A 25,896-nucleotide genomic window follows, 5' to 3' on the forward strand; every position below is an offset into this window, starting at 1 on the left:
GATTGCCGCAGCACCTGTGATTTGTCTAATATATGATTTATTGCTCAGTGATTCTTTTTGCATATCAGCGTTTCGTTGAGGCGTTACTTTCCTGCACGAAAGCCCTTGGCCAGATGCCGACCAGCCGCTATAATGCTCGCCGTTGGGTCGTTAGCTCAGTTGGTAGAGCAGCGGACTTTTAATCCGTTGGTCGCAGGTTCGAGCCCCGCACGGCCTACCAAGTACAAAAGCAGTAAGAAAAGGGCCTCCTTCGGGAGGCCCTTTTTTCGTCTGGCGCTCAGTTCAACTTGTTGAGCGATTCAACAGCATCGATCAAGCCGAAGCCGTCGTAGATGCTCCATACCTTGGTCGCCGAACCACCCGAGAATGGCGCCACGCGTGCCGGCGCGGCGGTTTGCATGATCGACTTGACCTGCTTCGGCGTGAGCGAACCTGGTCCGCCTGCCTTCTGCAACATCAGCGCGGCTACACCTGCCGCATGTGGCGCAGCTGCGCTGGTGCCGAAGAAGTTCGGACGGCCGTTGCCCTCATAGTCCTGGCCAGGATAGAAAAAGGTCGTGTCTCCGCCATCTGGAGCCGCCATGTCGGGTTTCTTGCGGGTTTCCGGCACGGCCAGGCGATTGCCGGCGGCATCGAAATACATCGTCGATGGCCCGGGGCTGCTGAATCCTTCGAGCCCCGGCTTGTACGGCATGACCGAAGGATTCAGCATTGTGTAGCGATATGCTGCCACACTGTTGGCGTTCGCCGCCGCGCTGTGTCCGAAGGTAGTCGGATTGCTCGCGGTGTTCAGGATGGAACCGCCCCAGCCTTCCAGGTTGACCAGGCGCACTCGCGTGGCCTGGTTGCTACCGGCGCCGGTGCGGCCGATCATGATGCGATAGGTGCCGGAAGCACCGCCGGCCAAGCCGACCACTTCGATTGCGTTGTCATCGCTAATGTTATTCGCGGCGAAGCTAAATACGCAGTTGCCGGCGCTATTGAACATGTAGAAGTTCAAGTCCGTCGTAACCTTGCCTTGATAAAACAAATCGTCCCACTGCATGATGAAGGTCGAGCCGCTGCCGCTGTAGGTGACAGGCAGCGCGTAGACGCCGCTACCGAAGTTGAGCCATCCGCCCGCCACGTTGGCCTTGGTACTGCCGCTGGATGGCGCACTCGTACAGCTGCTGGCGCTTGCCAGGTTGATGTTGCCCAAGCCGGTAGGCGTGGTGGAGAAGCTCGCGTTGGGCACGTCGATCGCGCCGCCGCCGCCGGCGCCGCCTTGATTGCCGGCCGAGGAGAAGTAGCTGACCTTTTTCCCTGGCAATATGCTGCTGGTCACCACGTCGTTGACGGCCTCGGCGACTTCACCATCGGAGAAGAACGGCTCGTCATAATAGAACACGTCGTCGACGATGATGTCCGCATTACAGACGGGATTGGTGCGCAGGGCGCGGATGTTGGCGGCAAACGCCGACTCGCCGGCGAACGCAGTCGCAAAACATTGGTCTGCCATCGGCGCAACGTCCTGCACGATCTGCATCATTGCACGGCCTTCGTCCGTATTCGACCCGCTTACCGGCATGTCGATCACCAGTTTCGGCATGCGCAAATCGCCGCTTGCGATGTCGTTGGCGGCGCGGATCGTGGTGAAACCGGTGGTTGAAGCGTTATATGAATCGGACAGCACGCCGACCGTGATGCCCGCGCCATTGAAGCCACTGGCGTTGGCCGCGTCCGAGCGCAGCACCTTGGTGCCCTGCGAGGTGACGGCGCCGACGTTCCTGGCGGGCCGCAGCGACATCTTCATGAGTTTCAGGCCGCTGCTGGCTGCGAGAACTTCGATCTGGTCGATCGGGATATAGGCCGACACGGTGCCATTGCGGAAATATGGATTGACGCCCGTTATCTCGGCGCCGCTCGCTTTCAAACGCTCGACGATCACGGCGATCGGCTCCTTACCATCGAGATGAATGTCGACCAGTACGCGGCCGGCGGCATCGAACATTGCGCCGCTACGAGCCACTGGAGCATCGACGGATTGCGCCGTGCGCGCTTCCTGCCTGAGGCCCTGACTCGCCTTTTGCGCAGCAACCAGATCGGAAAGACGGCTGTCGAGCTGACCGGCCTGGGCGGCCGAAAAGGCCGATAGCAAGAGCACCATCATTGGTGCCAATGACACTTTTTTCATGGTTGATCCCAGTTCTATTATGGATGGCAAGGGTGACTCAGGCGGAATGGCGAGCAAGCCGCCGGCGGCTGGCGCGCAAGGCGCCCAGGCCCAGTGCGGCGAGCGCCAGCGAAGCCGGTTCCGGCACATCGGCCGCTTGCGGGCCCGCGAAGGCGCCGCTGAGCTGGACTTCATAGCTATCGCCTTCGCTGGTCACGCTGGTCCAGTTCGACAGGGCGTCTGCACCGCCCATCCCGGTCGGGCCGACCTGGTCCTGGCCGATCAGGTTGCCGAAGATGGCACCCGACGCGCTGGCCGGTGTGTAGCCCGCGCCAGCAATCGCGAGGTAGTAATAGTCGGACGTGCTGGAGGTATATCCGATGGTCGAGGTCGGTCCGACGTTCGGATCGTCGTCATTGGCCACCACGCCGAGGCCGGCGCTGTTGAACAGGAACAGGCTGGTGTCGAAATTGTTGAAGACGAATGATGAGGCAGTCGTGGTCGCGTAGAACTGGTTGCCTGCTTTCAGGTAGATGCGGAAAATGTCGGCGTAATCGTCGCTGCTCGAGCTCAGCAGGGATCCACGGATAGCCTCGATAGCAGCACTGCCTGAACTTGTTTGCGCCGTCGTCGTAAGCTTGCCGGCGTCGCCTATCTCAGTGATGACCGACGCCTGAGCGGGATTGCCAAAAACAAGAACCATTGTACTGGCCAGGGCCAGCAAGGAAATTCGTAGCTTTGTCATTTTCATCATTTTTCCCAGTTTTGAAGAGTGAGCTGCACATTGACCGTCGAGCTGCTTTTCCGTCATTACACTTGGCATTTCAGACTGCAAACGCTTATACGCATAAAGTGTTCCACCTCGCTTCAAAAACACATGCAATTAAGCAAAATGCTGATTTTCAACGAATTTATTTTTCACAAGAAAATGCCGCCGATTCATTTGTGAAGAATATGTAAAGTCTGTCGACAACGACATTATTGAATTCGGGTAAAGTCCAGCCTCTGTAAGCCTATTCGTTCCTGCAATGCCTCAAACCATCCTCGCCCCCGTCCACCACGAACTCATCATCAAGAAGAGCCGCTTCCTCGCCTGCGTGCAGCCGATGCCGGACCGCGCCGGCGCGCAGCAGGTAGTGGCGCGCCTGCGTGCCGAGCATCCCGGCGCCGCCCATGTGTGCTGGGCCCTGCTGGCGGGCGGGCAATCGGCCGCGGTCGACGACGGCGAGCCGAGCGGCACCGCCGGACGCCCGATGCTGGACGTGCTGCGCCACCAGGACCTCGAAGGCGTGCTGGCCACCGTGGTGCGCTACTTCGGCGGCGTCAAGCTGGGCGCAGGCGGACTGGTGCGCGCCTACACCGACAGCGTGGCCCAGGCCCTGCTGAAAGCGGAAAAAATCGCCATCATCCGCCAGCGCACCCTGCGCTGCGCCCTGCCCTACCCGCTCGAGGGCATGCTGCGGCGCGAACTGGAACTGGCCGGGGCGACGCTGGAGCAGGTCGAACACGAACAGGACGTGCGCTTCACCTTCACCCTGCCGGACGACAAGGCCGATGCCCTGGTGGCGCGCCTGAACGATGCCGGCAGCGGCCGCATCGCCTGGATCACCGACGACGACAGCGACGCCTGATTCCCAGCGGCATTCCTCCAAGCCGGCACAGCTTTCCGTTGCGCTCGCTCAGCAGGGCGCTGCCTGCTGTCGGGAACTAAAGCCTTAACACCGATTTACACAGATTTACGCTGCCCCTTCGACGCGGCTGGAAGGCTGCCCGGCGCATCAAACTAAGATGGCCGAAGCACAACCCATCCACCCTCTACGCCAGCCGAACATGTCGCAGCCGGGCTTCTGGAAGAACGTGATCACTGTCCTCGCCGGGGCGACCGGCGCCCAGGCCCTGCCGCTGCTGGTCGCGCCGCTGCTCACGCGCATGTGCACGCCGGCGGAGATGGGCGCCTTCAGTGTCTGGCTGGGCGTGATTGCCGTGACCTCGATCGTCGCCACCTTGCGCATCGACACGGTCATGGTCCTCGACCTTGGCCTGGGCCAGCAGCGCCTCTGCTTCAGCGTCGTGGCCTGGGCCGCGAGCGCACTGGCGCTGGCGCTGACCCTGGCCGCGGTCGCTGCGTGCATCGTCGATCTTCCCGTCGTGCAGACCATGACCTGGCTCGAACTGCTCACCATCGGCGCCGGCACCTGGCTCACCGCAATCATGCAGACCACACTCGCCTATGCCGCCTCGCACAGGCTGTTCGGCAAGGCGGCACAAGCGAAAATGATGCAGGCTGGCACGATCGCCCTGGCCCAGGTGAGCCTTCTCTACGCCGGCCTGGCCGGCACGGCCCTGCTGGCGGGCCAGCTGATCGGGCTTGCCGCCGGGCTCTGGGCGGCGCGGCAGCTGCTGGCGCCGCCTGCGCCTCGCCTCGGGCTGCGGCTGGATGCCGCACAGCGCAGCTACCTCATCAAGCACCAGGCCTTCTGGCGCTTTTCCCTGCCGTCCAGCCTGCTCAATACACTGGTCGGGCAACTGCCGCTGTTCATGATCGGACTGCGCCACGGCGCGCTGGCGGCGGGCCTGTTCGCCCTGACCCAGCGCGTGCTGAGCGCCCCGGTTACCCTGGTCGCCGCCTCGGTGCTGGAAGTGTTCAAGCGCCAGGCCGTGCAGGAGTTCCAGGCCCACGGCAATTGTCGCAGCGTCTACCTCGCCACCTTCCGGGGCCTGGTGCTGCTGGCCCTGGTGCCCTCGCTGATGCTGTTCCTGTTTTCGCCCGACCTGTTCAGCTGGATGTTCGGCCGCGACTGGCGGCCTGCCGGCGAATTTGCGCGCGTCCTGGCGCCGCTGTGCTTCTTCAACTTCGTCGCCAGCCCGCTGAGCTACGTGTTCTTCATCGCCGGCAAGCAGAAGATGGAATTGCGCTGGCAGATCGCACTGTTCCTGATGACGGTGGCGGTGTTCAGCGCCCCGCTGTCGCTGTGCCAAAGCGTGCTCTGGTACGCGATCGGCCGCTCCCTGCTCTACCTGGTCTACCTCGCCATGTCCTATCACTGCTCCCTGAACGGCAGCAATCTTCGTCTCGAGCCGGCCAGAAGCGAAGCCAGCCGCTGACACCATCACCCCAGGCTATACCGGACATCACGACTCGAAAGCGGACTCGCCCGTCGTGCGGCGCGATAATTGCCGATTCCCCGCACAGCAAAGCACACACGTGATCAAGAAAAGCCTGGCCCCACTGGCCCTCGGCGGTTTTGGCATTGGCATGACGGAATTCGTCATGATGGGCATCCTCCCAGACATCGCCACCGGCCTGAACATTTCCATCCCCGAAGCGGGTTACCTGATTTCCGCCTACGCCGTCGGCGTGGTGGTCGGCGCCCCGACCCTGGTCAGCATCTTCGGCCACCGTCCGCCGCGCGGCGTGCTGGTCCTGTTCATGCTGATGTTCGCCGCTTTTAACGCGCTGTCGGCCTTTGCGCCGAACTTCCACGCGATGATGCTGTTCCGCTTCCTGGCGGGCCTGCCGCACGGCGCCTTCTTCGGCGTCGGCGCCGTGGTCGCCACCCGCCTTGCCGATAAAGGCAAGGAAGCGGCGGCGCTGGCCAGCATGTTCTCCGGCCTCACCATCGCCAACGTGGTCGGCGTGCCGGCCGGCACCTGGCTGGGCCACCACATGAGCTGGCGCCTGGTGTTCCTGATCGTTGCCGCGATCGGCCTCGCCACCGCCTTCATGACCCGCAAAGTGGTGCCTTACTTCGAAGGCACGCAGCGCGCCGGCCTGGCCAAGGACTTGCGCATCTTCCGCAATTCCAAGCTGTGGCTGGCGCTGGGCATCACCTCGATCGGCACCGGCGGCCTGTTCGCCTGGCTCAGCTACATCGCGCCGCTGCTGACCGAAGTCACCCACTTCCACGCCGACATGATCCCGCTGATCATGACCGTGGTCGGGGTCGGCATGACGGCCGGCGTGCAGTTCGGCGGCAAGCTGGCCGACCGCGTGCATCCTCTGCGCGCCATCCAGATCCTGCTGGCTTCGATGATCGTGCTGCTGGTGCTGAACGCCTTCCTGGCATCCTCACAGGCGGCGATGGTGGTGCTGGCCTTCCTGGTCGGCGCCAACGCGCTGGCGCTGGGACCCTCGATCCAGATGCTGCTGATCGAGCACTCGCGCGAAGCCGAGATGCTGGGCTCCTCGCTGGGCCAGTCCGGCTTCAATATCGGCAATGCGCTGGGGGCCTTCCTGGGTGGCATTCCGCTGGTCCTGGGCTTTTCCTACGCCTCGCCGCAATGGGTCGCGGCCGGTCTCGCCAGCGCCGGCCTGGTGCTGGCCATCGCCATGCACGCGCACGGGCGCCGCAGCGTGCGCGCCCTGGCCTGAGGTCCGGCTGCCCGCTCAGCCCATGACGGGCCGGGCGGCGGCCTCCAGCGCCGCCAGCACCTCGGCGGTGCCGAGGATGCGCGCAAACTCGCCGTTCAGGCTGGCCAGCGCGGTTGCATGCATCTCCTCCGCCGTGAAATGGCGGCCGTCCGGCCCGATCCGCTCGTGAGTAGCGCAGGCATCCTCCACCACCACCGTCTCGAAACCCAGATTGCCGGCCATGCGCGCCGTGGTCGACACGCAGTGATCGGTCGTCAGGCCGCACAGCACGACACTGCCGATGCCGGCCTTGCGCAGCTGCCGCTCCAGGTCGGTGCCGATGAAGGCGCTGTTGACCTCCTTCGTGATCACGGTTTCGCCTTCGCGCGGCTGAGCCTGGGGCTTGAAGGCGAAGCCGGGCGTGCCGGCGCGGAAGGCGCCGTTCGGGCTCGGCGAAGAATGCCGCACGTGGACGATCGGCATGCGCGCGGCGCGCCAGGCAGCCAGCAGCGTGGCGATCCTGTCCTCGGCGGCGGGATGGTTGCGCTGGCCCCAGCGCGCGTCGAGGAAGCCTTGCTGGACGTCGATCAGGATCAGAGCTGTATTCGCAGGCAATGGCATCGGGTCTTTCCTTTCAAATGAGCGAGAAGCTGCATGCTCGCGCCCTGCCTCGCCACGCGCTACCGAAATCCCGGATAATCGCCGCTTCAAGCATGAAGGATTTCGATGGCTCTCAAGCTCAACCAGTTGCGGATGTTCGTCGCCGTCGCCGACCACGGCAGCTTCAGCGCGGCTGCCGCCGAGCTGGATTGCACGCAATCGCGCATCAGCCACGCCATTGCCGAACTCGAAAAAGAACTAGCGGTGCGCCTGCTCGACCGCTCGCACGGCGGCTCGGCGCCGACCGGGGCCGGCCGGCGCGTGCTGGACAAGGCGCGCCAGATGCTGCAGCTGGAACAGGGTCTGCGCGACAGCGCCGCCGATGACAAAGCGTTGTCCGGCGTGGTGCGCGTGGCCTGCTTCCGCAGCGTCGGCACCCACCTGCTGCCCTATGCGGCCGAGGCCCTCGCAGCCGCCCATCCGGGCATCCTGCTCGACATCGACGACAGCCACCTCGACCGCGACGCGCTGCAGGCCGCGCTGCGCGAAGGCCGCACCGATGTCGCCATCGCCCAGCTGCCGGTCGAGCGCCCGTTCACGACGCTCCCCTGGCTATACGACGACTACGTGCTGGTGCTGCCGGCGGGCCGCAGGATCGCGCAGCCGCTGTCCTGGGACCAGCTGGACGGCCTGCCTTTTCTCCAACTCGCCTGCCCCGGGGCCGATGAGGCCCTGAACCGCTGCCGCGCCACCGGTCTGGCGGTGCAGTCCGGGCGCCGGCTGGCCAACGACACCAGCATCGCCGCCATGGTCGGACGCGGCATGGGCTGGTCGATCATGCCGAGACTGGCGGTGTTTCCCGAAGCGGAAGGCGTGCGCACCCTGGCCCTGCCGATCCCGGCCAGGCGCAGTTTCGCGCTGGCCGGCGAAGCCGCGGCGATGCGGCGGCCGGAAGTGGCGGCGCTGCTGAAAATCCTGCACAGCAGGAAGATGGTGGAACGGACGGCGGCCTGGCAGGCCGGGGTGCTGGGCTGGAGCTGATCAGACCAGGACGGCCTGCCCCATCGACGCGCTGAGCTCGGCGGCCTCGTCCAGGATCGTCTGCAGTATCGCCGCATCGACCAGGCCATCCTCCGGCACTGGCGCCGCGGCGCCCAGCGGCGACGGCACCCCGGCATACAGATTGGCCAGCAGCAGCGTGTCGAGCAGCGAGGCCGGCGGCGTGTGCAACTCGGCGCCGCGCAGTTCGAACACGGCATGGGCCACCGGCTCCGGCAGGAACAGGCGGCGTCCCACTTCGCGCGTGACCACGTCTTCGCACAGCTCGCCCCAGCGTTCCTCGTCGTCGTCGAGCAGGCCGGGGAAGTCGCCGGCGCGCAGCAAGAGGTAAAAAGCGCCGATCTCGTGGACGATGCCGGCGAACATCGCGGTATCCGGATTGACGAAGCTGAGGCGGCGCGCGAACACCTGAGCCAGCGCGGCCACCTGCACGGTGTGCTCCCATAGCTGCTCGGCCTTGGCGCGCAAGGCGGGATCCTGGATGCAATTGCCAAACTGGCGCACCACCAGGCTGGCCACCAGCATCTGCAGGTTGCGGTAACCGACCCGGGTGACGGCCGCGCGCACGTTGGTGATGGACTGGTTGCCGGCGTTGAAGGCGGAGGAATTGGCCAGCGCCACGGTCCGCGCCGCCAGCTGCGGCTCGCCCAGCACCAGCCGGATCGCTTCCTCGAGATGGCAATCGGGATCGTTCAGCGCCTGCTGCAGGCGCAACACGGCGTTGACGCTGGTGGGGAAGGAAATGTCGCCGCGCGCTGCCTGGGCGGCGATGGTTCCGAAGGCTTCGATTCTGTTCACTGGCCGATTATATCCCGCAAAATTTAGCTTACAGGCAATTCCCGGCGCGTACCCGACGCGCTGTGGTATCGCTGCAAAAAAACGGCCGGCTAGAGAAAGCCGGCCGAAAATGGCAGAAATCGGATGCGCCCCGGACAGGCGCGGGTAAGTGCTTACTTGACCTTGATTGCGCTCTTCACCTTGGTGACGCCGTCGACACCCTTGGCGACCTTGACCGCCTTGTCGGCCTCGGCCTTCGAATTCACGAAGCCGCTCAGCATCACGACGCCCTTCTCGGTCTCGACGTGGATGCCCAGCGATTCCAGGTTCGGCTCCTTGACCAGGCCTGCCTTCACCTTGGTGGTGATGGCGGTGTCGGACGCGGCCAGCTTGGTCTTCGAGGCGGCGTCTTTCGTCTTGTCGCCGGCATTGTCCATCGCGTGGTCGGTCTTCTGTGCGGTGACGTCCGCGGTGTCGCGGGTCTTGTCGCCGGCGCGGTCCACTGCGTTGTCGGTCTTCTGGGCGACGGTCGCGCCGAGTTCCCTGGTCTTCTCGACGGCGGCCTTGGCAACTTCCTTGGTCTTCTCGGCAGCGCTGGCAGCCACGGCCTTGGTCTTGTCGGCAGCGCTTGCGGCGACTTCCCTGGTCTTGGCGGCGGCGGTCGAGGTGGCGGCTGCGGCCTTGTCGCCGGCGTGGTCGGCGGCGTTCTCGGTGCGGTTGGCGATCTCGACCGCGTTTTCCTTCACTGTCGACGGCTTGGTCTGCACCAGGCAGCCGGTCTTGCTGTCACCCTGCTGGGCGCACTTGTCGGCTGCAGTGGTCTTGTCGGTGGTGCTGACCAATCCACTACCCGCAGCAGTCGCGCCGGCGGCGCTGGCACCGGTCGCCGTGGTGGCGGACTTGGCATCGGCCAGGGCGGCGGTGTGCACCGACTTGGCGTTGTTCATGCAGTCGTCCTTGTCGGCGCCGGCCTTGGCGCCGCACTTGGCCTTGGCCAGGTCGTACTCGGCATCGGCCATGTTGCTGCGCGCCTTGGCTTTGCTGACAGCGCTGGTGTTGTACTGGGCCAGGGCGTCGGCTTCGGTGCGGGTACGGGTCAGCTTGGCCTCGGCCATGCACACGTCCTTGTCGTTGCCGTTCATGCTGCCGCACTTCGCGGTCGCCGCCTTGTAGTCGGCGGCGGCTTTCTGGGTGGCGGCGCGGTAGCTGGCCGGATCGTGGTTGAGCGCAAAGGTGGGAGCGGCGAAAGCGGCGCCGGCGGCCGTCGCGAGCAAAGTCGCAATCAGCGTTTTCATTTGGGTAGCCCTTGTAATCGGTTGTTGTAATGCAGACGATTAGACGCCTGCCTGAACCGACTATCTGTGCGACACCGTACAATTGTCGAAAAAACCATAAATACCGGGCTCAGCCGGCTACTGAGCGTGTAACAGACCTTCAGGGCAAGGCGCATCGTCGAAGACAGTACGCTAGTACGGCGAGACGATGCAACGCCGCCATGAAGGTTCTGTTACGCGCTCAGTCGTCGCTGACGAGGCCGTCTTTCCAGAGGACTGCCGCATCGTCGAATGGTTTTGCGGCCACACCGAAACGGCCGCCGTCCGCGGCCAGCTTGACCCACACGCGGGTATCGTGGCCGCTGCGCGCCACCGGCTGCACGGCGCGCAGCTTGTCCAGCCAGGCATGCACGCGGGCGTAGTCGCCGGGATGGCTGTGGCGGGTCCAGGCCAGCGCCACGAGGTCGGCGTAGCCTTCCTCGCGGCGCATGTCGCGCATCGCCTTCGAGGCTTCCAGCAGCGACGGATCGGCCGCGGTTTCCTCGCCCACTTCGACGAAGCCGGCCGGCAGCGCATGCCAGGCGCCCTGGGCGTAGCGCCAGCAATGCGCGATCTCGTGCGCCGCCATCGCTTCGATCAGCTGGCCCTGCTCGGCCGGGGCCACACCGGCCAGCTGCTTTTCCGCATCCGGATTGCCGCGCAGCGAGATCACCAACTTGCAGCGTCCGCCGTCAAAGCCCATCGCCAGCGGCACGTCGTCCGGCCCGGCCTGCGGCTGGACCACGATGTCGATCGGCAGCAGCAGGCTGCGCGCATATTCGAGGACGGGATAGGCGGCCACCAGCCAGCGCTTTTCGAGCGCGGTGAGGTCGGAGGAGCCGGCGGCGGCGCTGGCAGCCTGGGATACCGCGCACAAGGCAGCGGCGGCGAGGACGGACTTGAACATGGAGGGATTCCCCATTGGATAGATAACATGCCTAACGGCAATTCTATCCCTCGGTGAACCCCTCGCCAGGAAATTTTTTACTGGATGTTCAAATGTGCAAACTTACCAGAAGTACAAATTTCACTGCTTTGCGGCTGCCGTCAGGCTGGCCGCCGTCGTGAAGGCCGGACGGATATCGTTCGGCACCGCCTTCATCTTGTCCAGCGCCTTCTGCACGTCCGGGCGGATCACCACGTACTGCTTCATCAGCGCCTGGGCTCTAGCATAGTCGCCGGTCGCCTCGATGCTCAGGAATTCGCGGTCGAGGTCGGCCACGGCGCCCTTGATCTTGTTGAAATCCACCGAGAAGGTGCCGTCGCCATGCGAGACGAAGCCGCCCTTGTCGAGCAGGTAGTTGACCTGGATCGCCATGCCGCGCGCGTGCGAGTCGGTCAGGCCGAAGTGCAGCGTGCGGAAGGCGGAGGCGAGGAAGGTGTTGTACAGCTTGCGCTCGGCGGCGGTGCCCTGCCCCAGCGAGGACTTGAGCTGGCCCTTGTCCATCATGTAGCTCAGCGCCCACAGGCCGGTCACGTCGGCCTTGGCTTCCTCGATGGTCGAATAGGCGTCCTTCAGGTCCTGGCGCGGCGTCGACGGCTTGCCGTTCTGCGTGGTCGCGTGCGGGCCCAGGCCGTGCATGATCTCGTGCGCCAGGATGTGGGTGAAGAAGGAATCGAAGTCGAGGTCCTTCTGGTCCGCCGGGCGCAGCACCAGCTTGGTGATCGGCTTGAGCGTGGACGCGAACTTCGCCTCCTGCACGTTCTTCAGCATCACGCGCTTGGAGCCGCGCTTGCTGATGATGCGCTCGTCGTTCGGCAGGTTGTAGGCGGCAGTCTGCACGCCCATGTTGCCGTCGCCGGCGCCGTACACCTGGTTCACCACCACCATCGGCGCGATCGCCCCGACCTTCGGGTTGCGGTACTTCGGATCGAGCGGCAGGTTGTTTTCCAGCTCCTGCATATGCTTGCCGAAGAAGTTCAGCTTCTCGGTCTCTTTCGCATCGCGCACGTTCACATAGGCTTCGAAGGCGGCCTTGTAGCCGAATAGCTCGTCGTTGTAGGTCTCGTAGGGGCCGATGGTGACGTCGACCGGCGAATCGAGGTCCATCCACGCAAAGTCCGACGCCAGGTAGTCGTTCGACAGGAAGGCGTCGGCGCGCAGGTTCAGGAATTTCTTCAGCGAGGCATTGTCGGTGGCATTCGCCGCGTCCTTCAGCAGCTTCGAGAGCTGCTGCAGCTCGGTGGCGTATTCGTCCGAGTAGTTCACGCTGGTGAATTGCTGCTTGCCCTTGCCGTCCTTGGTCCGCTTGATAACCGTGAAGAACCACTGCGCCTGCTCCTTGTCCTTCGGCGCCAGGCTGTTCATCCAGGTCTCGAGTTCCTGCTTGCTCGCGCCTTCCGGATAGAAGTTGGCGCCCAGCGGCTTCTCGCCCGGGATCTGCACGCCGCCGAAGGTCGCCGGCATGAAGGAGCGGTTGCCATCGATGATGGACCACGGGCCCTTGTTCAGCCAGAAGTAGTCGCGCCGCGCTTTACCCAGCGGCGTCGTGTCCTTCTGCAGCGCGGCCCACAGCGCCTCGTTGCCCGACCAGCGCTGGCGCAGCTGCAGGGTGTCGACGATCTTGGCGGCTTCGATCAGCTTCTCGATGGCGACGCGGTCGCCTTTCGAGAGCTTGCTGGTGTCGGCGGTCAGGTCGACGGGGGCGAAGCGCTTGGCCATCGTGTTCAGTTCGGCGACGCTGGCAGGGACTGGAGCTGGAGCCGGGGCGGCGGCGTGGGCGATCGACATGGCGCCGGCGGCCAGCAGGGCGGCGGCGAGCGGAGTGAGCAGGTTTTTCATGGTGGGTCTTGGTCTCCAGGATTTGTTGTAGGCGCCGATTGTAACGAAAAACGCCGCAGGTCCTTTCGGAATCCTGCGGCGTCCAGCGCGGCTCATGGAAGCTGCTTAGTCCTTCTTGTTGCGGCGGCGGCGCAGCCCCGCGATCAAGCCCAATCCCAGGGTCATGCTGGCCAGGGTTGCCGGCTCCGGTACGTCGGATACCTGGTCGAGCCCATCGGTCTTGGCGAAGCTGACGAACTGCTGGCTGCCGTACTTGAACTGGGTCTGGGCCGCGCCGTCGCAGCAGCCTTCGATGCCATAAATCGTCAGCGTATGGTTACCGGCGCCCAGGGCCAGCGAAGCTTGCAGGATCTGCGAGGCGTTACCGTAGCTGCCAGCCCACCACATATTGTTCGACTTGAAATCGACTGCTTTGCCGTCGATGAACATCGCACCGCCGTAATCGAAGTCGACGCCGGCGCGGAAGTCCCAATTGCCGGCCTGGGCCGCGGTTACGCCGAAGTCGACGGTCGACTTCCATGCGAAATCGCTGTACGCGCCCAAGGACCAGGAACTGCGCACATTGTCATACGACTCCAGGGTGGCGCTGCCGTAACCCGGCCCGGTGTTTTTCAGGTCCGCCTCGACCACGCTGCGGTAGGCTTCGGCACTCGACTGCGAACCCGTGCTGCGCTGGCCGGTTTGCACCGAGATCAGGCTGGCATTGGCGTTAAGGGTGGCACAGGCCAGCAGTACTGCACAGAGTTTGCTCGTCGTTTTCATTTATCAATTTAATAACTAGTGTTGATAAATGTAAATATATCATGCTCTTCTGAAATTAATTGAATTGAGAGCGAAAAATCGACAAATTGCTCAATTAGTGGTGCCAACACAACAATATTGCTTTAATTTTGACGATTCACACCCGACAGGATGAGACTGAGTTTTTCGATGTCCACGGGTTTGACCAGGTGATGATCGAACCCGGACTCCATCGATTTCCTGCGGTCGCTCTCCTGGCCATAACCGGTCACCGCAACCAGGATCGCGCCGGCGGTGCCAGGCCTGGCGCGCAGCCGCTTCGCCAGCTCGTTGCCGTCCATCTCGGGCAAACCAATGTCGAGCAGGCAGACCTGCGGCGCGTCCTTCTCCGCACGCTCGAGCGCCTGCCTCGGCCCGTGTTCGACGGCGACCTTGTGCCCCATCGTTTCCAGCAGCATGGCAAGCATGCCGGCCGCATCTTCGTTGTCATCGACGACCAGGACCTGCAAGCGGTGCGAATCCGGGTCCGGCGCGGCCTGGCCAGGCCGCGCTTCCTCGAGCAAGTCGCGGACGGGCAAGCGCGGAAGACAGACCGTAAAGGTGCTGCCCTTGCCCAGGCCTTCGCTGTGGCAGGCGACCGTGCCATCGTGCAGTTCGACCAGGCGCTTGACCAGCGCCAGTCCCAAGCCCAGTCCACCCAGCGAGCGGTCGGAGCTGCGCTCGGCTTGTGAAAACAGATCGAATGCATGCCTGGCCGTGTCGGGCGCCATGCCGATGCCGTTATCGATCACGTCGATCCGGACGTGCTCGTCGAGGACATTCACGTTCAGCCGCACATGGCCGCCCTCGTGCGTGAACTTGCCGGCATTGTTGAGCAGATTGGCGATCGTCTGTACCAGGCGCTTTTTGTCGCCGGCGACGAAGGCGGTGTCGGGGCCGAAGTGGATTTCCAGATGCTGGCGCCGGGCCTGCATGAGCGGCGTGACCTGTTCGACGGCATCCCTGACCACATGGCGGACATCGAGCGGCACGCGGTCGAGCGTGACCAGGTTCTTCGAGACCCGCGAAACGTCCAATAACTCATCCACGAGATTCGTCATGTGCACGACCTGCCGTTCGATGATCTGGCTGGTGTGCTGGATGCGTTCGGCGGGGAGCGGCCCGCGCTGCAACAGCTGGGCCGCCGCCTTGATGGGCGAGAGAGGATTTCTCAGCTCATGGGCCAGCATGGCGAGGAACTCGTCCTTATGCTTGCTGGCTTCCTCGAGTTGCTCTTCCGCGGCCTTGCGCTCCGTGATGTCGCTGGCCATGCCGACCCATTCGCGAATATCGCCTTTGTCATCGAGTATCGGCGCCGCTCTCGAATAGGTCCAGCCGTGACTCCCATCCGCCCGCAGCACGCGGTGTTCCAGTGAAAAGAAGGACTTGTTGGCGATGGCGGCGGCGATGGTTTTGCGCGCCAATTCGAGGTCGTCAGGATGGACATACTCCTCGATGCGATATTCGGCAAGACTGGTGGTGGTCTTCAGGAAGCCGCGTCCGTCGAGTTGATGCATGTAGCGCCAATCGGGGCTCATGCGATAGATGACGTCCGAGGTCGCATTGACGAGGGCACGGAAGCGCAATTCGCTTTCGGTCAGGGCGATTTTGGCCAGCTTTTGCTCATGGACGTCGGTCGATGTGCCGAACCAGCGTTCGATCTCGCCCGCCTCATTGCGGTAGGGTTCGGCCAGCACCAGAAACCAGCGGTAGTCGCCTGCCTTGGAACGGATGCGATGCTCGACATGAAAGCTGCCGCCCTGTTCATAGGCAGCGTTCCATGCGGCGACCGTGATCTCGCGATCTTCGGGGTGGACGAATTCGCCAGCGACACTCGCCGGTGTGGTGGAGGTGATGGGAACGCCCGTGTAGGCCACCCACTGGCGGTTGAAGTAGACGGCTTCGCCCGAAGCCTCGACGATCCAGACGATTTGCGGAATCGAATCCGCCAGTACCTGCAAATTGAGCTCGCTATCATGCGGCGAGCCGTCGGCGCTGACACGCATGACGAGCCCTTCTGACTTTTCCGGTAGCTCTGGATTATAGGGTAGCCACCGCAAGCCCGGGAGACGCTTGAAGTCCCTGGCAAAACGCCAGCCGAAGCGGCGCCCGGGGCGCGTCCTTACTGCCCGCCCTTGCCGTCCAGCCCCCACCCGATGTACTTCATCAGCAAGCCCTTCGGGCCCACCGCCCAGCCGCTGGAGGGCGAAGCAAAACCGACCGTGTTCATCGGCGTCTTGTCGAGCATCGTCCAGCTCTTGCCGCCGTCACGCGAGTAGCCCGACCCAGCCAGGCCCGCAGCGACCAGCGAACGGGGCGCCCCCGGCACCGGCACCACCACCGACATGTAGCCGGCAGGCGCTACCTGCACCGGCGCCCAGGTCTTGCCGCCATCGGTAGTCAGCGCGCCATTGATGCCGTCCATCTGCGTCTCCTTGTAGTCGCCGCCGGCCGCGAAGCCCTCTTTCGCGTTCAGAAAGGCGACAGAGAACACGCCGCGCGCCGCCGCGCCGGCCGGGATCGGCGTCGAAGCCGGACGCCAGGTCTTGCCGCGATCCGCCGAGTGGAACACGCGCGAGGTGGCGCTGCCGCCGGTGGCGATCCAGGCGTCGTTCGATCCGGCCACGGTCAGGCAGGTTCCGCTGGCTGCGAACGCGCCTTCGTTCGGCATCGCTTCCAGTCCCTTGGCTGCGACTTCGTGCCAGCTAGCGCCGCCGTCGCTGGTGGTGTAGACCTGGAAGCTGCCCTTGACCGGGTCGCCGAACAGGATGCCGTTGTCCTTGTCCCAGAACGCCATCGCGTCCCAGAAGCCATCAAGCACCTGGTTGGTCGTCATCAGCTTCCACGTGCCGCCGCCGTCATCGGTGCGGTAGATGCGCGAAGCCGCGCCCGGTCCCGCGCCCATCACGATGGCGGTCTTCGCATCGATCGCGTGGATGTCGCGGAAGTCGATCTTGTCGGCGTCCGGCACCTGCATCGCCTGCCAGTGGGCGCCGTCGACGGTGCGCAGGACCGTGCCCTTGGCGCCGCTGGCCCAGGCGACCGTGCTGCTGACGACGGACAGGCCGCGCAGCTCGGCCGTGGTGCCGCTGGGGGTGGGTTGCCAGACCTGGACCATGGTGGTCGCGGAAGCGGCGGTGGCGGACAATAGTGCGGCGATCAGGAGGGAGCGTGCGAACATAAGTATCGGCCTTCAGAGTGTAGGTGCGGACATTATAATGAGGTCCTTTTCCCGCACTCAGAAACGAATACCATGGCCACCACCCTGACCTACGAAGCCTTCCTCGACGAAGTGACGACCCTGCTCACCGAGATGTACGACATGGAAGATGAAGCCGCCATTAAGCTGGTGATGCAGGCGCAGGACGCCGAGTACTTCGTCGTCCACGACGACAAGCCGGAGCTGCGCACGCTGGAGCAGGCGAAGACGGAAGCGGTGGCCCTGTACACCGCCAAGCAGAACCGGGTGCAGACGCAGCAGAAGCAGCAGAAACGGGTGGCGGTGAAGAAGCGGCCGTAAGCAGCCGGTAACTCAGGTCGAGAGATTGATCAGGTTGTCGTCGCTGTCGCGGAAGGACCCGATGACGATCATGATGAAGTCGATGAAGGCCCAGATACCGAGGCCGCCGAAGGTCAGCAGCTGCAGGATGCCGGTGCCGACCTTGCCGACGTAGAAGCGGTGCACGCCGAGGAAGCCGAAGAAGAAGCACAGGATGGCCGCCGGCAGGATGCGCTTTTGCGAGGCGCTGAATCCCTGGCCTCGCTGGGGAGCGCCGCAGCCCGGGCAGGCTTGCGCGCTGAAGTGCATGTTCGAACCGCAGGCGCGGCAATAAACCATCTGCGAATTGACGGCGGTGTTCATCGATCGGCTCCCGTTGGACTTGTTATGAGCCGAGCATAGCACGCAGGAAGCACCGGGAAGATCACCAATAATCACTCCCCGGCTGCCGTCTCCGACCGGCCGCGCGAAGCGGCCGGAGCGGCTCTTACTGGCCGGCCTTGGCGATCGTCGCCACCGGCTCGCCCTGGGTCCAGCCACCGCCCAGCGCACGCGCCACCGAGGCCGCCGCCAGCAGGCGCTGGGTACGGATCTGCGCCGCCGCGCGGTCCGCCGCCAGCGTGCTGCGCTGGGCGTCGGTCACGTCGAGGTAGGTCGAGACGCCGCGGTCGTAGCGCGCCTGCGCCACCAGCAGCGCACGGGCTGCGGCTTGCTGGGCCTGGGACTGCACCTCGCTTTGCTGCTGGCGCTGCTGCACGTCCGACAGCGCATCTTCCACTTCACGCAGCGCCGTCAGCAGGCGACCCTCGTGGTTGGCGACGGCTTCGTCATAACGGGCCTGGGCCAGCTTCAGGTTGGCGCGGTTGCGGCCGGCGTCGAAGATGGGCAGCGACAGGGCCAACGGACCGAAGGAGAACTGGCGCGCGCTGCCCTGGGCCAGGTTGCGCAGGTTTTCCGATGCATAGCCGTAGTTGCCGGTCAGGGACAGCGCCGGGTAGAAGGCGCCCTGGGCCACACCGACCTGGGCGTTGAAGGCCTGCAGGTTGGCCACGCTGGCCGCCAGGTCCGGGCGCTGCCCCAGCAGGCTGGCCGGCAGGCCGACCGGAATGCTCGGCGGCTCAGGTAAAGCTCTACCTTGCAGGGCGGCGTCCTGCGGAGCCGCCACCACCGGCGCGCTCGGCGAAGCGCCCACCAGCACGGCCAGCGCGTGTTCCAGCGTGTTGCGCTGGCGCTGGGCTTCGTGCAGGTCGGCCTCGGCGTTGGCGCGCTCGATGCGGGTACGCGAGACATCCAGTTCGTTCGACAGGCCGGCGTTGAAGCGGGCCTCGATCAGTTCCTGGGATTCGCGGCGGGTCGCCAGCGCGTTGCGCAGGATCGCCAGCTCGGCGTCCAGGCCGCGCAGCTGCCAGTAGGTGGTCGCCACTTGGCTCGACAGCATCAGCAGTACGCCGTCGCGGTCGTCCTGGGCCGCCAGGGCCTGGGCATCGGCCGCTTCGACGATGCGGCGCACGCGGCCCCACAGGTCCAGCTCCCACGAGAAGCCGACGCCGGCCGAGTAGTTGTTACCCTCGATCGAACGGTGGCCCAGCGCCAGACCCTGCGAGGTCTCGGCCGAGGTGCGCGAGTTCGACACGCCGGCCTGCACGTTCACGCTCGGCAGCTGGCCGGCGCGCACCACGCCCAGTTGGGCCTGCGCCTGCACCAGGCGCTGCGCGGCGGCGCGCACGTTCGGGTTGTCGTGCAGTGCGCGCTGCTCGAGGGTGTTGAGGGTCTGGTCGCCGAACACGGTCCACCAGTCGGCCGGCAGGCGTGCGGCCTGGGCTTCCTGGCCGGCCGGTGCGTGGCGGTAGGCCGCGGTGTCGACGCCCTGCGGCGCCTTGAAGTCGGCGCCGACGGTGCTGCAGGCGGACAGCAGCGCGGCGACGGCGGCAGCGACAGCGGTGTGGATGACAGGTTTGAACATGGTAATTTTCATTGATAGTTATCCTCGGCTACCGTCATCCCCGCGAACGCGGGGATCCATGCTGAGCGTCTTCGTTCGGCTCGGTATGGGTTCCCGCTTTCGCGGGAACGACGGGTAAGTTATTCCGCGTGCATCAGTTAGTGGCCGCCGCCACCCGCCCCACCCGGGGACTTGACCTTGTCCGCGAACCACAGCGGCACGATCGCGGCCAGCAGGATCACCCCGACGATGAAGAAGCCGTCGTTGTAGGCCATCACATAGGATTCGCGGCGTACGATGCGGTCGATTGCACCGATGGCCTGGCTGGCGGCCGTCGCCGGGTCGATACCGTGCGAGATGAAGGCCTGGGTCAGCTGGTCCAGGCGGGCCTGGGTGGCGCTCGAGAACATCGACACCGATTCGCCCAAGCGCGCCGAATGGAAGTGCTCGCGGTTGGTCAGCGAGGTCGCCAGCAGCGCGATGCCGACCGAGCCGCCCAGGTTGCGGGTCATGTTGAACAGGCTCGAGGCCGAGGGCATGTCCTTCGGCTGCACGCCGTTCATCGCGAAGTTCGACAGGGTCAGCATCACGAAGGGCTGGCCGATCGCGCGGATGACCTGGGTGACCATCAGCTGATCGTAGCCGGTGCTGGCGTCCATGTAGGCGTTCATCAGGCAGGAAATGCCGAAGCAGGCCAGGCCGAACATGCACATGATGCGGTTGTCGATCTTCTGCGACAGGCGCGCCACGAAGGGCATGACGAACAGCTGCGGCAGGCCCATCCAGGCGATCACCTCGCCGATCTGCATCGGCGAGTAGCCGGCGATCTGGCCCAGGTACAGCGGCAGCAGGTACGAAGACCCGTACAGGCCCATCCCGACCACCGCCGACAGCATGGTCGCGACCAGGAAGTTACGCTGGCCGTACAGCTGCAGGTTCACGAAGGGGTCCTTGCGCCAGAAGCCGATCACGATCCAGCCGAGGATGCCGACCAGCGCCAGCGCGGCGAAGGTGATGATGAAGCTCGACTCGAACCAGTCCTTCGAATTGCCCTCTTCCAGGAAGATGGTCAGGCTGGCCAGGCCGACCGCCATGAAGGCGATGCCCAGCCAGTCGGCCTTGATCAAGGTCTGCAGGTTCATCGGCTCCTTGTCGATGCCCCAGTACATACCGCCGATCAGCAGCACGCCCGGCACCCAGTTGAGGTAGAAGATCGAAGGCCAGCCATACAGCTCGGTGAGGTAGCCGCCCAGGGTCGGTCCCATGGCCGGGGCCAGGGTCGCGGTCAGGCCGAACATCGCCATGCCGACCGCACGCTTGGCCGGCGGCAGGCGGGTCATCACCAGGGTCATCGCCATCGGGATCAGCGCGCCGCCTGTGAAGCCCTGCAGCATGCGGAACACGATCATGCTCGACAGGCTCCAGGCCGCGCCGCACAGGGTCGAGAACACCAGGAACAAGGCTGTGGTGAACATCAGGTAGCGGCGCTGGCCGAGGGCGCGCACGAACAGCGCGGTCATCGGGATCACCACGATCTCGGCGCACAGGTAGGCGGTCGAGATCCACGAGCCCTCTTCCTGCGTTGCCGACAGCGTGCCGAGGATGTCGCGCAGGGAGGAGTTGGTAATCTGGATGTCGAGCACCGCCATGAAAGCGCCGAGCAGGCCGGCGGCCACCGCGATCCAGGTGCGCGCATCGACGCGCACGTTGTTCGCGGGCGGCGCCATCGTCTGGGTGGAACTCGTCATGACGATCCTTTACTGTGCCGACGCGGTGCGCTGCGGCTGCTGCGGCTGTTGTTGCGCGCCTTTTTCCGCTTTTTGGCGCAGGTCGATCTCGACCACGGTCGACATGCCCGGCACCAGGCGGCCCGCATACTTCTTGAGGTCTTCCGGCTTGAAGGTGATCTTGACCGGCACGCGCTGGACGATCTTGGTGAAGTTGCCGGTCGCGTTATCGGCCGGCAGCAGCGCGAACTGGTTGCCCGAGGCCGGCGAGAAGCTGTCGACGCGGCCAATGAGCTCTTTGTCCTTCAGGGCGTCGACTTCGATCCTGACTTGCTGGCCCGGCACCAGGCCCGGCAGCTGGGTTTCCTTGAAGTTGGCGGTCACCCAGACGTCGTCCTGGACGATGGCGGCCAGCTGCTGGCCCGGCTGGATGCGGGCGCCGACTTCGACGCTGCGCTTGCCGATGCGGCCCGACACCGGCGCCACGATCTGGTTGTAGCCGAGCTGCTGCTGGGCGTCCTTGAGCTGGGCCTGCAGCACCTTGACCTGAGCCTTGAGCACGTCGCGCGCCGAGGCGGCGGCGGCGATCTGGGCCTTGGCGGCGCTGGCGTTGTCGCGGCGCGCGGTGACGTCGGCGGTGGCGCCGGCGCGGGCCGCGGTGGCGGCGTCGACCTCGGCCTTCGAGACAGCTTTCATGTTGGTGTTGTACAGCTGGCCGTAGCGCTCGGCGTCCTGCTTGGCGCGCACCAGATTGGCCTGGGCTTGCGCGACCTGGGCGCCGGCGGCCGAAGCCTGGGCTTTGGCCTGCTCGACGGAGGCGTCGGCCTGCACGATCTGCTGCTGCACGCTGGCGATCTGGGCCTGGATCTGCTCGACCTTCACGCCCTGATCGGCCGGGTCCAGCTCGGCCAGCACGTCGCCGGCCTTGACGATCTGGTTATCCTCGAACACGACCTTGGTCACGACGCCCGGGATGCGCGCCGACACGGGATGCACGTGGCCGGTGATGTAGGCGTTTTCGGTTTCGACGAAGTTGCTGCTGCGGTACCACATGCGGCCGCCGGCGCCGAGAGCGGCCAGCGCGATGATGCCGACCACGATCAGCACGCGCTTGGGCGGTCCCTTGCTGCCGTTGGCCGGCGCGTTGGTGGCGCCTGCAGTCTGCGCTGCCGGCGGAACGGCGGCGGACGGTTTCTGCTCGACCGTGGTTTGCGAATCTGCCATGAGTACGACTCCGAAGAAAAAAATGAAATGGGTTCATCGCATTATTCGACAAAGATCTGGCGAAGTCAAGAAATGAAACGGTTGCATTTCATTTTTTCCCGGGGTAGAGTGTCGGTATGGACAAACTACTGCAAGAACCCGTCGATGCTGCCGGCAAGGCCGCCGGCCGGCCCAAGGCCGCCGATGTCGAAGCGCGCATGCAGGAGCTGCTGCAGACCGCCGGCGCCCTCTTCCTCAAGAACGGCTATACCAAGACCAGCCTGGAATCGATCGCCCGCGCCGCCCACGTGGCGGTGCGCACCATCTATGTGAAATTCGGCGGCAAGACCGGGCTGCTGCATGCCGTGCTGGCGGCCAAGCGCGACCGCTTCTTCCGCAGCCAGCCCATGCAAACGGACATGCGCCCGTTCAAGGAGATCGTGGACGAGTTCTCGCGCAACATGTACGAACTGCTCACGTCCCAGGAAGCGATGGACATGCAGCGCATCGTGCTGGCCGAGACTCCGACCAACCCGGAACTGGCGGAAGCCTTCTGGAACGGCGGCCCGCGCCAGACCCGCGAGATGCTGGCGCGCTTTTTCGAGCGTCCCGACATCCGTGCGCAGATGCGTGCCGACGTGCCGATCGACCTGCTGCCCGGCCACCTGATGGGCTGCATCGCCGGCGACCAGCTGTGCCGCTTCGTGTTCCCGCGAGTGAAGTCCACGCCCGAAGAAGCGCGGCGCGAACTCGAGCGCCGGCTCGAGCTGTTCTACCGCAGCGTCCTGCCCTCCGCACAATAAGCGGCCGAGTCAATGTGCGGCATCGCACGGACCGGCCCCACCCGGTTCGGGCATTCTGAATGCCTTACGTATTTCGCCGCAAGGAGATAAAAACAATGAGCAAATCGTCCCGTTACGAATGGCGAGACCAGCAGGCCGCGCTGCAGGAGCGCATGAAGGGATTCCTCGCGAACCCGAACAGCGAGCAGATGGAAGCCGTGCTGGCCGAGATGCGCGCCTACGCCGACGCCGCGCAGTCGGGCCATATCGAGATTCCGCAGCGCTGGACCAGTTACAACTGATCTTTACAGCTGCTTGCCAGGCATGCCGTCCGGTCCTCCGGGCGGCATTTTTTTTGCCATCTCGTTTCCATTTCGCGCCGCCGGATTGCAGTTCGCGCTGCCCGGCGGCGTTTCGTCGCATGCGCACGCGCCTGCGCAAGCGCATGGCTAGAGTGCTCCCATCTCATCACCGACAAGGGAGTACACCATGCAAGCAGCGATCCGCATCGCCATCCTGGCGTCGATCTTCAGCGCCGCCCTCGCCCAGGCCGCCGACCTCGCGATCCGCATCGACAATGTCGAGAGCAACGACGGCCAGCTCATGGTCGCCCTGTACGACCGCGCAGCCTACATGAAGCAGCCGTTGCAGACCGCCAGCGTGGAAGCGGTCGCGGGCAGCACTACGGTCCAGTTCAAGGACCTGGCGCCGGGAGACTACGCCGTCGCCGTGTACCACGACGCGAACGGCAACGGCCGCCTGGACCGCAACCGCATGGGCATGCCGGTCGAGATGTCCGGCTTCAGCAACGATGCCCAGGGCTTCATGGGGCCGCCGTCCTTCGACGCCGCCAGGCTGGCGCTGCCCGCCGAGGGCCGCGGCCTGACTATCAACCTGCGCTGATCCGTGATAGGTTTCTGGCTGCTCAACAAGGAGACACGATGCCGACGAATCCCGTCCGCGCCCAACACCCGCTCGACATGTTCGCCCTGTTCCGGCGCTGGCCCGCGTCGCGAACCCGCAACCTGGTCTATACCGCCCTGTGGAGCAGCCTGATCGGCCTGGGATTGACGGTACTCTTCATGCTCATGGGCGCCCGCCCCGGCGGCTCCGTGCCGAAGCTGCTGGGCCTGACGCTGCTGACCTCGAACACGATCGGCTTCCTGATCCACTTTGCGCTGGCCGCCCTGCGCTGGGCCTTCCCCGCCGCCGCCGCGCGCCGGTCCTGGACGATGCGCGCCTGCCAGGTGATGCTGATCGAAGCCTGCGCGGTGCTCGGCTTCACGGTGCCGGACGCCCTGTTGCGCGAGGTCGATCCTGTCTCCGCCCTGCTGCGCGACGGCGCGCTGGCGCCCATGCTGCCGATGGGACTCATCGTCACCGCCATCACGATGGCAATTCTGGCCACCAACGAACGCCGCCTGGTCCGCGAGAATGCAGCCGCGCTGCAGCAGCAGCAGATCGCCGAAGCCGGCCAGCTGCTGGCCGAGGCCCGCCTGCGCACGCTGCAGGCCCAGATCGAGCCGCACTTCCTGTACAACACCTTGGCCAATGTGGTGAGCCTGATCGGCAGCGAGCCGGATCGCGCGAAGCACATGCTGGAGCGCCTGATCGACTTCCTGCGCGCCAGCCTGTCCGCCAGCCGCGCCGAGCAGGCGACCCTGGGCGCGGAGCTCGACCTGGCTGCGGCCTACCTCGACCTGCTCGCCGTGCGCATGGGCGCACGCCTGCGCTGGCGCATCGAGGCCGGCCAGGACTGCCGCGCCGTCAACATCGCGCCGATGCTGATCCAGCCGCTGGTCGAGAACGCGGTCATGCACGGCATCGAGCCCAAGGTCGACGGCGGCGAGATCGTGGTGCGCGCTGCGTGCGACGGCGGGGTACTGCGCATCGAGGTCAGCGACGACGGCATGGGCCTGGGGATGGCCCCGCCACGGCCCGGCGGCGGGGTCGGCCTGGCCAACCTGCGCGAGCGGCTGCGCAGTCTGCACGGGCCCGGGGCTCAGCTACAATTACTGGAAAATCAACCCGCCGGCGTGACTTCGCGCCTGCTACTGCCCCTAGACCCAGCGTGACCACCGCCCTGCTCGCCGACGACGAACCCCATCTGCTGTCCTATCTCGAGGAGCAGCTCGCCGGCGCCTGGCCGGAACTGAACGTAGTCGGCCGCGCGCCCAACGGCGTCGAGGCGCTGCGCCTGATCGACGAACTGGCGCCGGACGTGGTCTTCCTCGACATCCAGATGCCCGGCCTGAACGGCCTGCAGCTGGCCAGCCGGCTACAGGCTGGCGGCAGCGCCCCGCACGTGGTATTCACCACCGCGCACGAGCAGTACGCGCTGCAGGCCTTCGACAGCGAAGCCTTCGACTATCTGCTGAAACCGATCCGCCTTGAGCGCCTGCAGCGCACCGTGGCGCGCCTGAAGGAGACGCTGGCCGAGCGCACACCGGCGCCCGCGCCCGCGCCCGCGGCGAATCCGGAGACCGCCGCGCAGCTGGCCGCCATGCTGCGCCAGCTCGGCGTGCCCGTGCCCGGCGCACCGGCAGCCGCGGCGCCGTCCGGCGCGCCGTTGCAGTGGATCCGCGCGGCCCAGGGCCAGGAAACGCGCCTGATCGCGGTCGACGAAGTGATCTACTTCCAGAGCAACGACAAGTACACCAGCGTCTTCACGCCCGATGCCGAACACCTGATCCGCACCCCGCTGCGCCAGCTGCGCGAGCAGCTGGACGCCGATAAATTCTGGCAGATCCACCGCGGCGTCATCGTCGCCGCCCGCCACGTGGCCGGCACCCGCACCGACTTCCGCGGACGCCTGCTGGTCAAACTCAAGGGGCGTGCAGAGGAGCTGGTGGTGAGCCGGAACTTTGCGGACCTGTTCCGGCAGATGTAGCATGGCCGGACCATTCAATCGGAACAGGGGCTGGCCGCA

The 25,896-nt window shown here is 65.2% G+C and carries 24 protein-coding genes and 1 tRNA gene; 11 read left to right on the plus strand and 14 right to left on the minus strand.

Going from position 1 to position 25,896, the window contains the following annotated elements:
* Nucleotides 1–144: 144 nt before the first annotated feature.
* Nucleotides 145–220 (plus strand) — tRNA-Lys (locus AC07PE_RS04305).
* A gap of 57 nt (nt 221–277) precedes the next feature.
* On the opposite strand, the gene AC07PE_RS04310 is transcribed toward AC07PE_RS04305, so the two are convergent.
* Both AC07PE_RS04310 and AC07PE_RS04315 read right to left on the minus strand, forming a co-directional pair.
* Nucleotides 278–2,173: a S8 family serine peptidase gene (locus tag AC07PE_RS04310; protein WP_498761914.1), complete on the minus strand. Its 1,896-nt coding sequence runs from the start codon at nt 2,171–2,173 to the stop codon at nt 278–280.
* Between the two features lie 37 nt (nt 2,174–2,210).
* Nucleotides 2,211–2,963, minus strand: a complete 753-nt coding sequence (locus tag AC07PE_RS04315) for a PEP-CTERM sorting domain-containing protein (protein ID WP_498761915.1) — start codon at nt 2,961–2,963, stop codon at nt 2,211–2,213.
* A gap of 217 nt (nt 2,964–3,180) precedes the next feature.
* Here AC07PE_RS04315 and AC07PE_RS04320 point away from each other — a divergent pair, with 217 nt between their 5' ends.
* The 3 genes from AC07PE_RS04320 (at nt 3,181) to AC07PE_RS04330 (ending at nt 6,524) form a co-directional block, all read left to right on the plus strand.
* Nucleotides 3,181–3,783, plus strand: coding sequence for an IMPACT family protein (locus AC07PE_RS04320; RefSeq protein ID WP_498761917.1), 603 nt, complete (start codon nt 3,181–3,183; stop codon nt 3,781–3,783).
* Nucleotides 3,784–3,940: 157 nt separating this feature from the next.
* Nucleotides 3,941–5,257 carry a lipopolysaccharide biosynthesis protein gene (locus AC07PE_RS04325; RefSeq protein ID WP_498761919.1) on the plus strand — a complete coding sequence of 439 codons (1,317 nt, stop codon included), beginning with the start codon at nt 3,941–3,943 and terminating at the stop codon, nt 5,255–5,257.
* 100 nt (nt 5,258–5,357) lie between these two features.
* On the plus strand, nt 5,358–6,524 hold the full coding sequence (locus AC07PE_RS04330) for an MFS transporter (RefSeq protein WP_498761921.1): 1,167 nt from the start codon (nt 5,358–5,360) through the stop codon (nt 6,522–6,524).
* A 15-nt stretch (nt 6,525–6,539) separates the two neighbouring features.
* On the opposite strand, the gene AC07PE_RS04335 is transcribed toward AC07PE_RS04330, so the two are convergent.
* On the minus strand, nt 6,540–7,124 hold the full coding sequence (locus tag AC07PE_RS04335) for a cysteine hydrolase family protein (RefSeq protein ID WP_498761923.1): 585 nt from the start codon (nt 7,122–7,124) through the stop codon (nt 6,540–6,542).
* 105 nt (nt 7,125–7,229) lie between these two features.
* On the opposite strand from AC07PE_RS04335, the gene AC07PE_RS04340 reads away from it, so the two are divergent.
* On the plus strand, nt 7,230–8,144 hold the full coding sequence (locus AC07PE_RS04340) for a LysR family transcriptional regulator (protein ID WP_498761925.1): 915 nt from the start codon (nt 7,230–7,232) through the stop codon (nt 8,142–8,144).
* Here AC07PE_RS04340 and AC07PE_RS04345 read toward each other — a convergent pair whose 3' ends face one another.
* From AC07PE_RS04345 to AC07PE_RS04375, 7 genes are all read right to left on the minus strand, one after another.
* Nucleotides 8,145–8,960 carry an HDOD domain-containing protein gene (locus AC07PE_RS04345; protein WP_498761927.1) on the minus strand — a complete coding sequence of 272 codons (816 nt, stop codon included), beginning with the start codon at nt 8,958–8,960 and terminating at the stop codon, nt 8,145–8,147.
* 152 nt (nt 8,961–9,112) lie between these two features.
* A complete protein-coding gene (locus tag AC07PE_RS04350; RefSeq protein ID WP_498761929.1) occupies nt 9,113–10,234 on the minus strand; it encodes a BON domain-containing protein in 1,122 nt (373 codons plus the stop codon).
* Between the two features lie 220 nt (nt 10,235–10,454).
* A complete protein-coding gene (locus AC07PE_RS04355; RefSeq protein ID WP_498761931.1) occupies nt 10,455–11,159 on the minus strand; it encodes a hypothetical protein in 705 nt (234 codons plus the stop codon).
* 120 nt (nt 11,160–11,279) lie between these two features.
* Entirely contained in the window at nt 11,280–13,034 is a 1,755-nt protein-coding gene (locus AC07PE_RS04360) for a DUF8614 domain-containing protein (protein ID WP_498761933.1), read from the minus strand.
* A 105-nt stretch (nt 13,035–13,139) separates the two neighbouring features.
* Nucleotides 13,140–13,796 carry a CCXG family PEP-CTERM protein gene (locus AC07PE_RS04365; RefSeq protein ID WP_498761934.1) on the minus strand — a complete coding sequence of 219 codons (657 nt, stop codon included), beginning with the start codon at nt 13,794–13,796 and terminating at the stop codon, nt 13,140–13,142.
* A 122-nt stretch (nt 13,797–13,918) separates the two neighbouring features.
* Nucleotides 13,919–15,820, minus strand: coding sequence for a PAS domain-containing hybrid sensor histidine kinase/response regulator (locus tag AC07PE_RS04370; RefSeq protein ID WP_498761936.1), 1,902 nt, complete (start codon nt 15,818–15,820; stop codon nt 13,919–13,921).
* 116 nt (nt 15,821–15,936) lie between these two features.
* A complete protein-coding gene (locus AC07PE_RS04375) occupies nt 15,937–16,995 on the minus strand; it encodes a WD40/YVTN/BNR-like repeat-containing protein (RefSeq protein WP_498761938.1) in 1,059 nt (352 codons plus the stop codon).
* A 72-nt stretch (nt 16,996–17,067) separates the two neighbouring features.
* On the opposite strand from AC07PE_RS04375, the gene AC07PE_RS04380 reads away from it, so the two are divergent.
* Nucleotides 17,068–17,334 (plus strand): hypothetical protein, encoded by a 267-nt coding sequence (locus AC07PE_RS04380; protein WP_498761940.1) that lies wholly within the window; start codon nt 17,068–17,070, stop codon nt 17,332–17,334.
* A gap of 12 nt (nt 17,335–17,346) precedes the next feature.
* On the opposite strand, the gene AC07PE_RS04385 is transcribed toward AC07PE_RS04380, so the two are convergent.
* The 4 genes from AC07PE_RS04385 to AC07PE_RS04400 form a co-directional block, all read right to left on the minus strand.
* Nucleotides 17,347–17,676 (minus strand): TM2 domain-containing protein, encoded by a 330-nt coding sequence (locus AC07PE_RS04385; protein WP_498761942.1) that lies wholly within the window; start codon nt 17,674–17,676, stop codon nt 17,347–17,349.
* 124 nt (nt 17,677–17,800) lie between these two features.
* Nucleotides 17,801–19,276 carry an efflux transporter outer membrane subunit gene (locus tag AC07PE_RS04390; RefSeq protein WP_498761944.1) on the minus strand — a complete coding sequence of 492 codons (1,476 nt, stop codon included), beginning with the start codon at nt 19,274–19,276 and terminating at the stop codon, nt 17,801–17,803.
* 137 nt (nt 19,277–19,413) lie between these two features.
* Nucleotides 19,414–21,003, minus strand: coding sequence for a DHA2 family efflux MFS transporter permease subunit (locus AC07PE_RS04395; protein WP_498761945.1), 1,590 nt, complete (start codon nt 21,001–21,003; stop codon nt 19,414–19,416).
* Nucleotides 21,004–21,012: 9 nt separating this feature from the next.
* Nucleotides 21,013–22,206: an HlyD family secretion protein gene (locus AC07PE_RS04400; protein WP_498761947.1), complete on the minus strand. Its 1,194-nt coding sequence runs from the start codon at nt 22,204–22,206 to the stop codon at nt 21,013–21,015.
* Between the two features lie 116 nt (nt 22,207–22,322).
* On the opposite strand from AC07PE_RS04400, the gene AC07PE_RS04405 reads away from it, so the two are divergent.
* The 5 genes from AC07PE_RS04405 (at nt 22,323) to AC07PE_RS04425 (ending at nt 25,857) form a co-directional block, all read left to right on the plus strand.
* On the plus strand, nt 22,323–22,988 hold the full coding sequence (locus AC07PE_RS04405; RefSeq protein WP_498761948.1) for a TetR/AcrR family transcriptional regulator: 666 nt from the start codon (nt 22,323–22,325) through the stop codon (nt 22,986–22,988).
* Nucleotides 22,989–23,083: 95 nt separating this feature from the next.
* A complete protein-coding gene (locus AC07PE_RS04410; RefSeq protein WP_230019913.1) occupies nt 23,084–23,269 on the plus strand; it encodes a hypothetical protein in 186 nt (61 codons plus the stop codon).
* Nucleotides 23,270–23,456: 187 nt separating this feature from the next.
* Complete coding sequence (locus tag AC07PE_RS04415) at nt 23,457–23,870, plus strand: DUF2141 domain-containing protein (protein WP_498761950.1); 414 nt, start codon at nt 23,457–23,459, stop codon at nt 23,868–23,870.
* A 38-nt stretch (nt 23,871–23,908) separates the two neighbouring features.
* Nucleotides 23,909–25,042: a sensor histidine kinase gene (locus AC07PE_RS04420; protein WP_498761952.1), complete on the plus strand. Its 1,134-nt coding sequence runs from the start codon at nt 23,909–23,911 to the stop codon at nt 25,040–25,042.
* Complete coding sequence (locus AC07PE_RS04425) at nt 25,039–25,857, plus strand: LytR/AlgR family response regulator transcription factor (RefSeq protein ID WP_498761954.1); 819 nt, start codon at nt 25,039–25,041, stop codon at nt 25,855–25,857. The genes AC07PE_RS04420 and AC07PE_RS04425 overlap by 4 nt, the downstream gene beginning before the upstream one ends.
* Nucleotides 25,858–25,896: the final 39 nt, after the last annotated feature.

It is taken from the genome of Telluria sp. GW821-FHT07G12 (assembly GCF_059418525.1).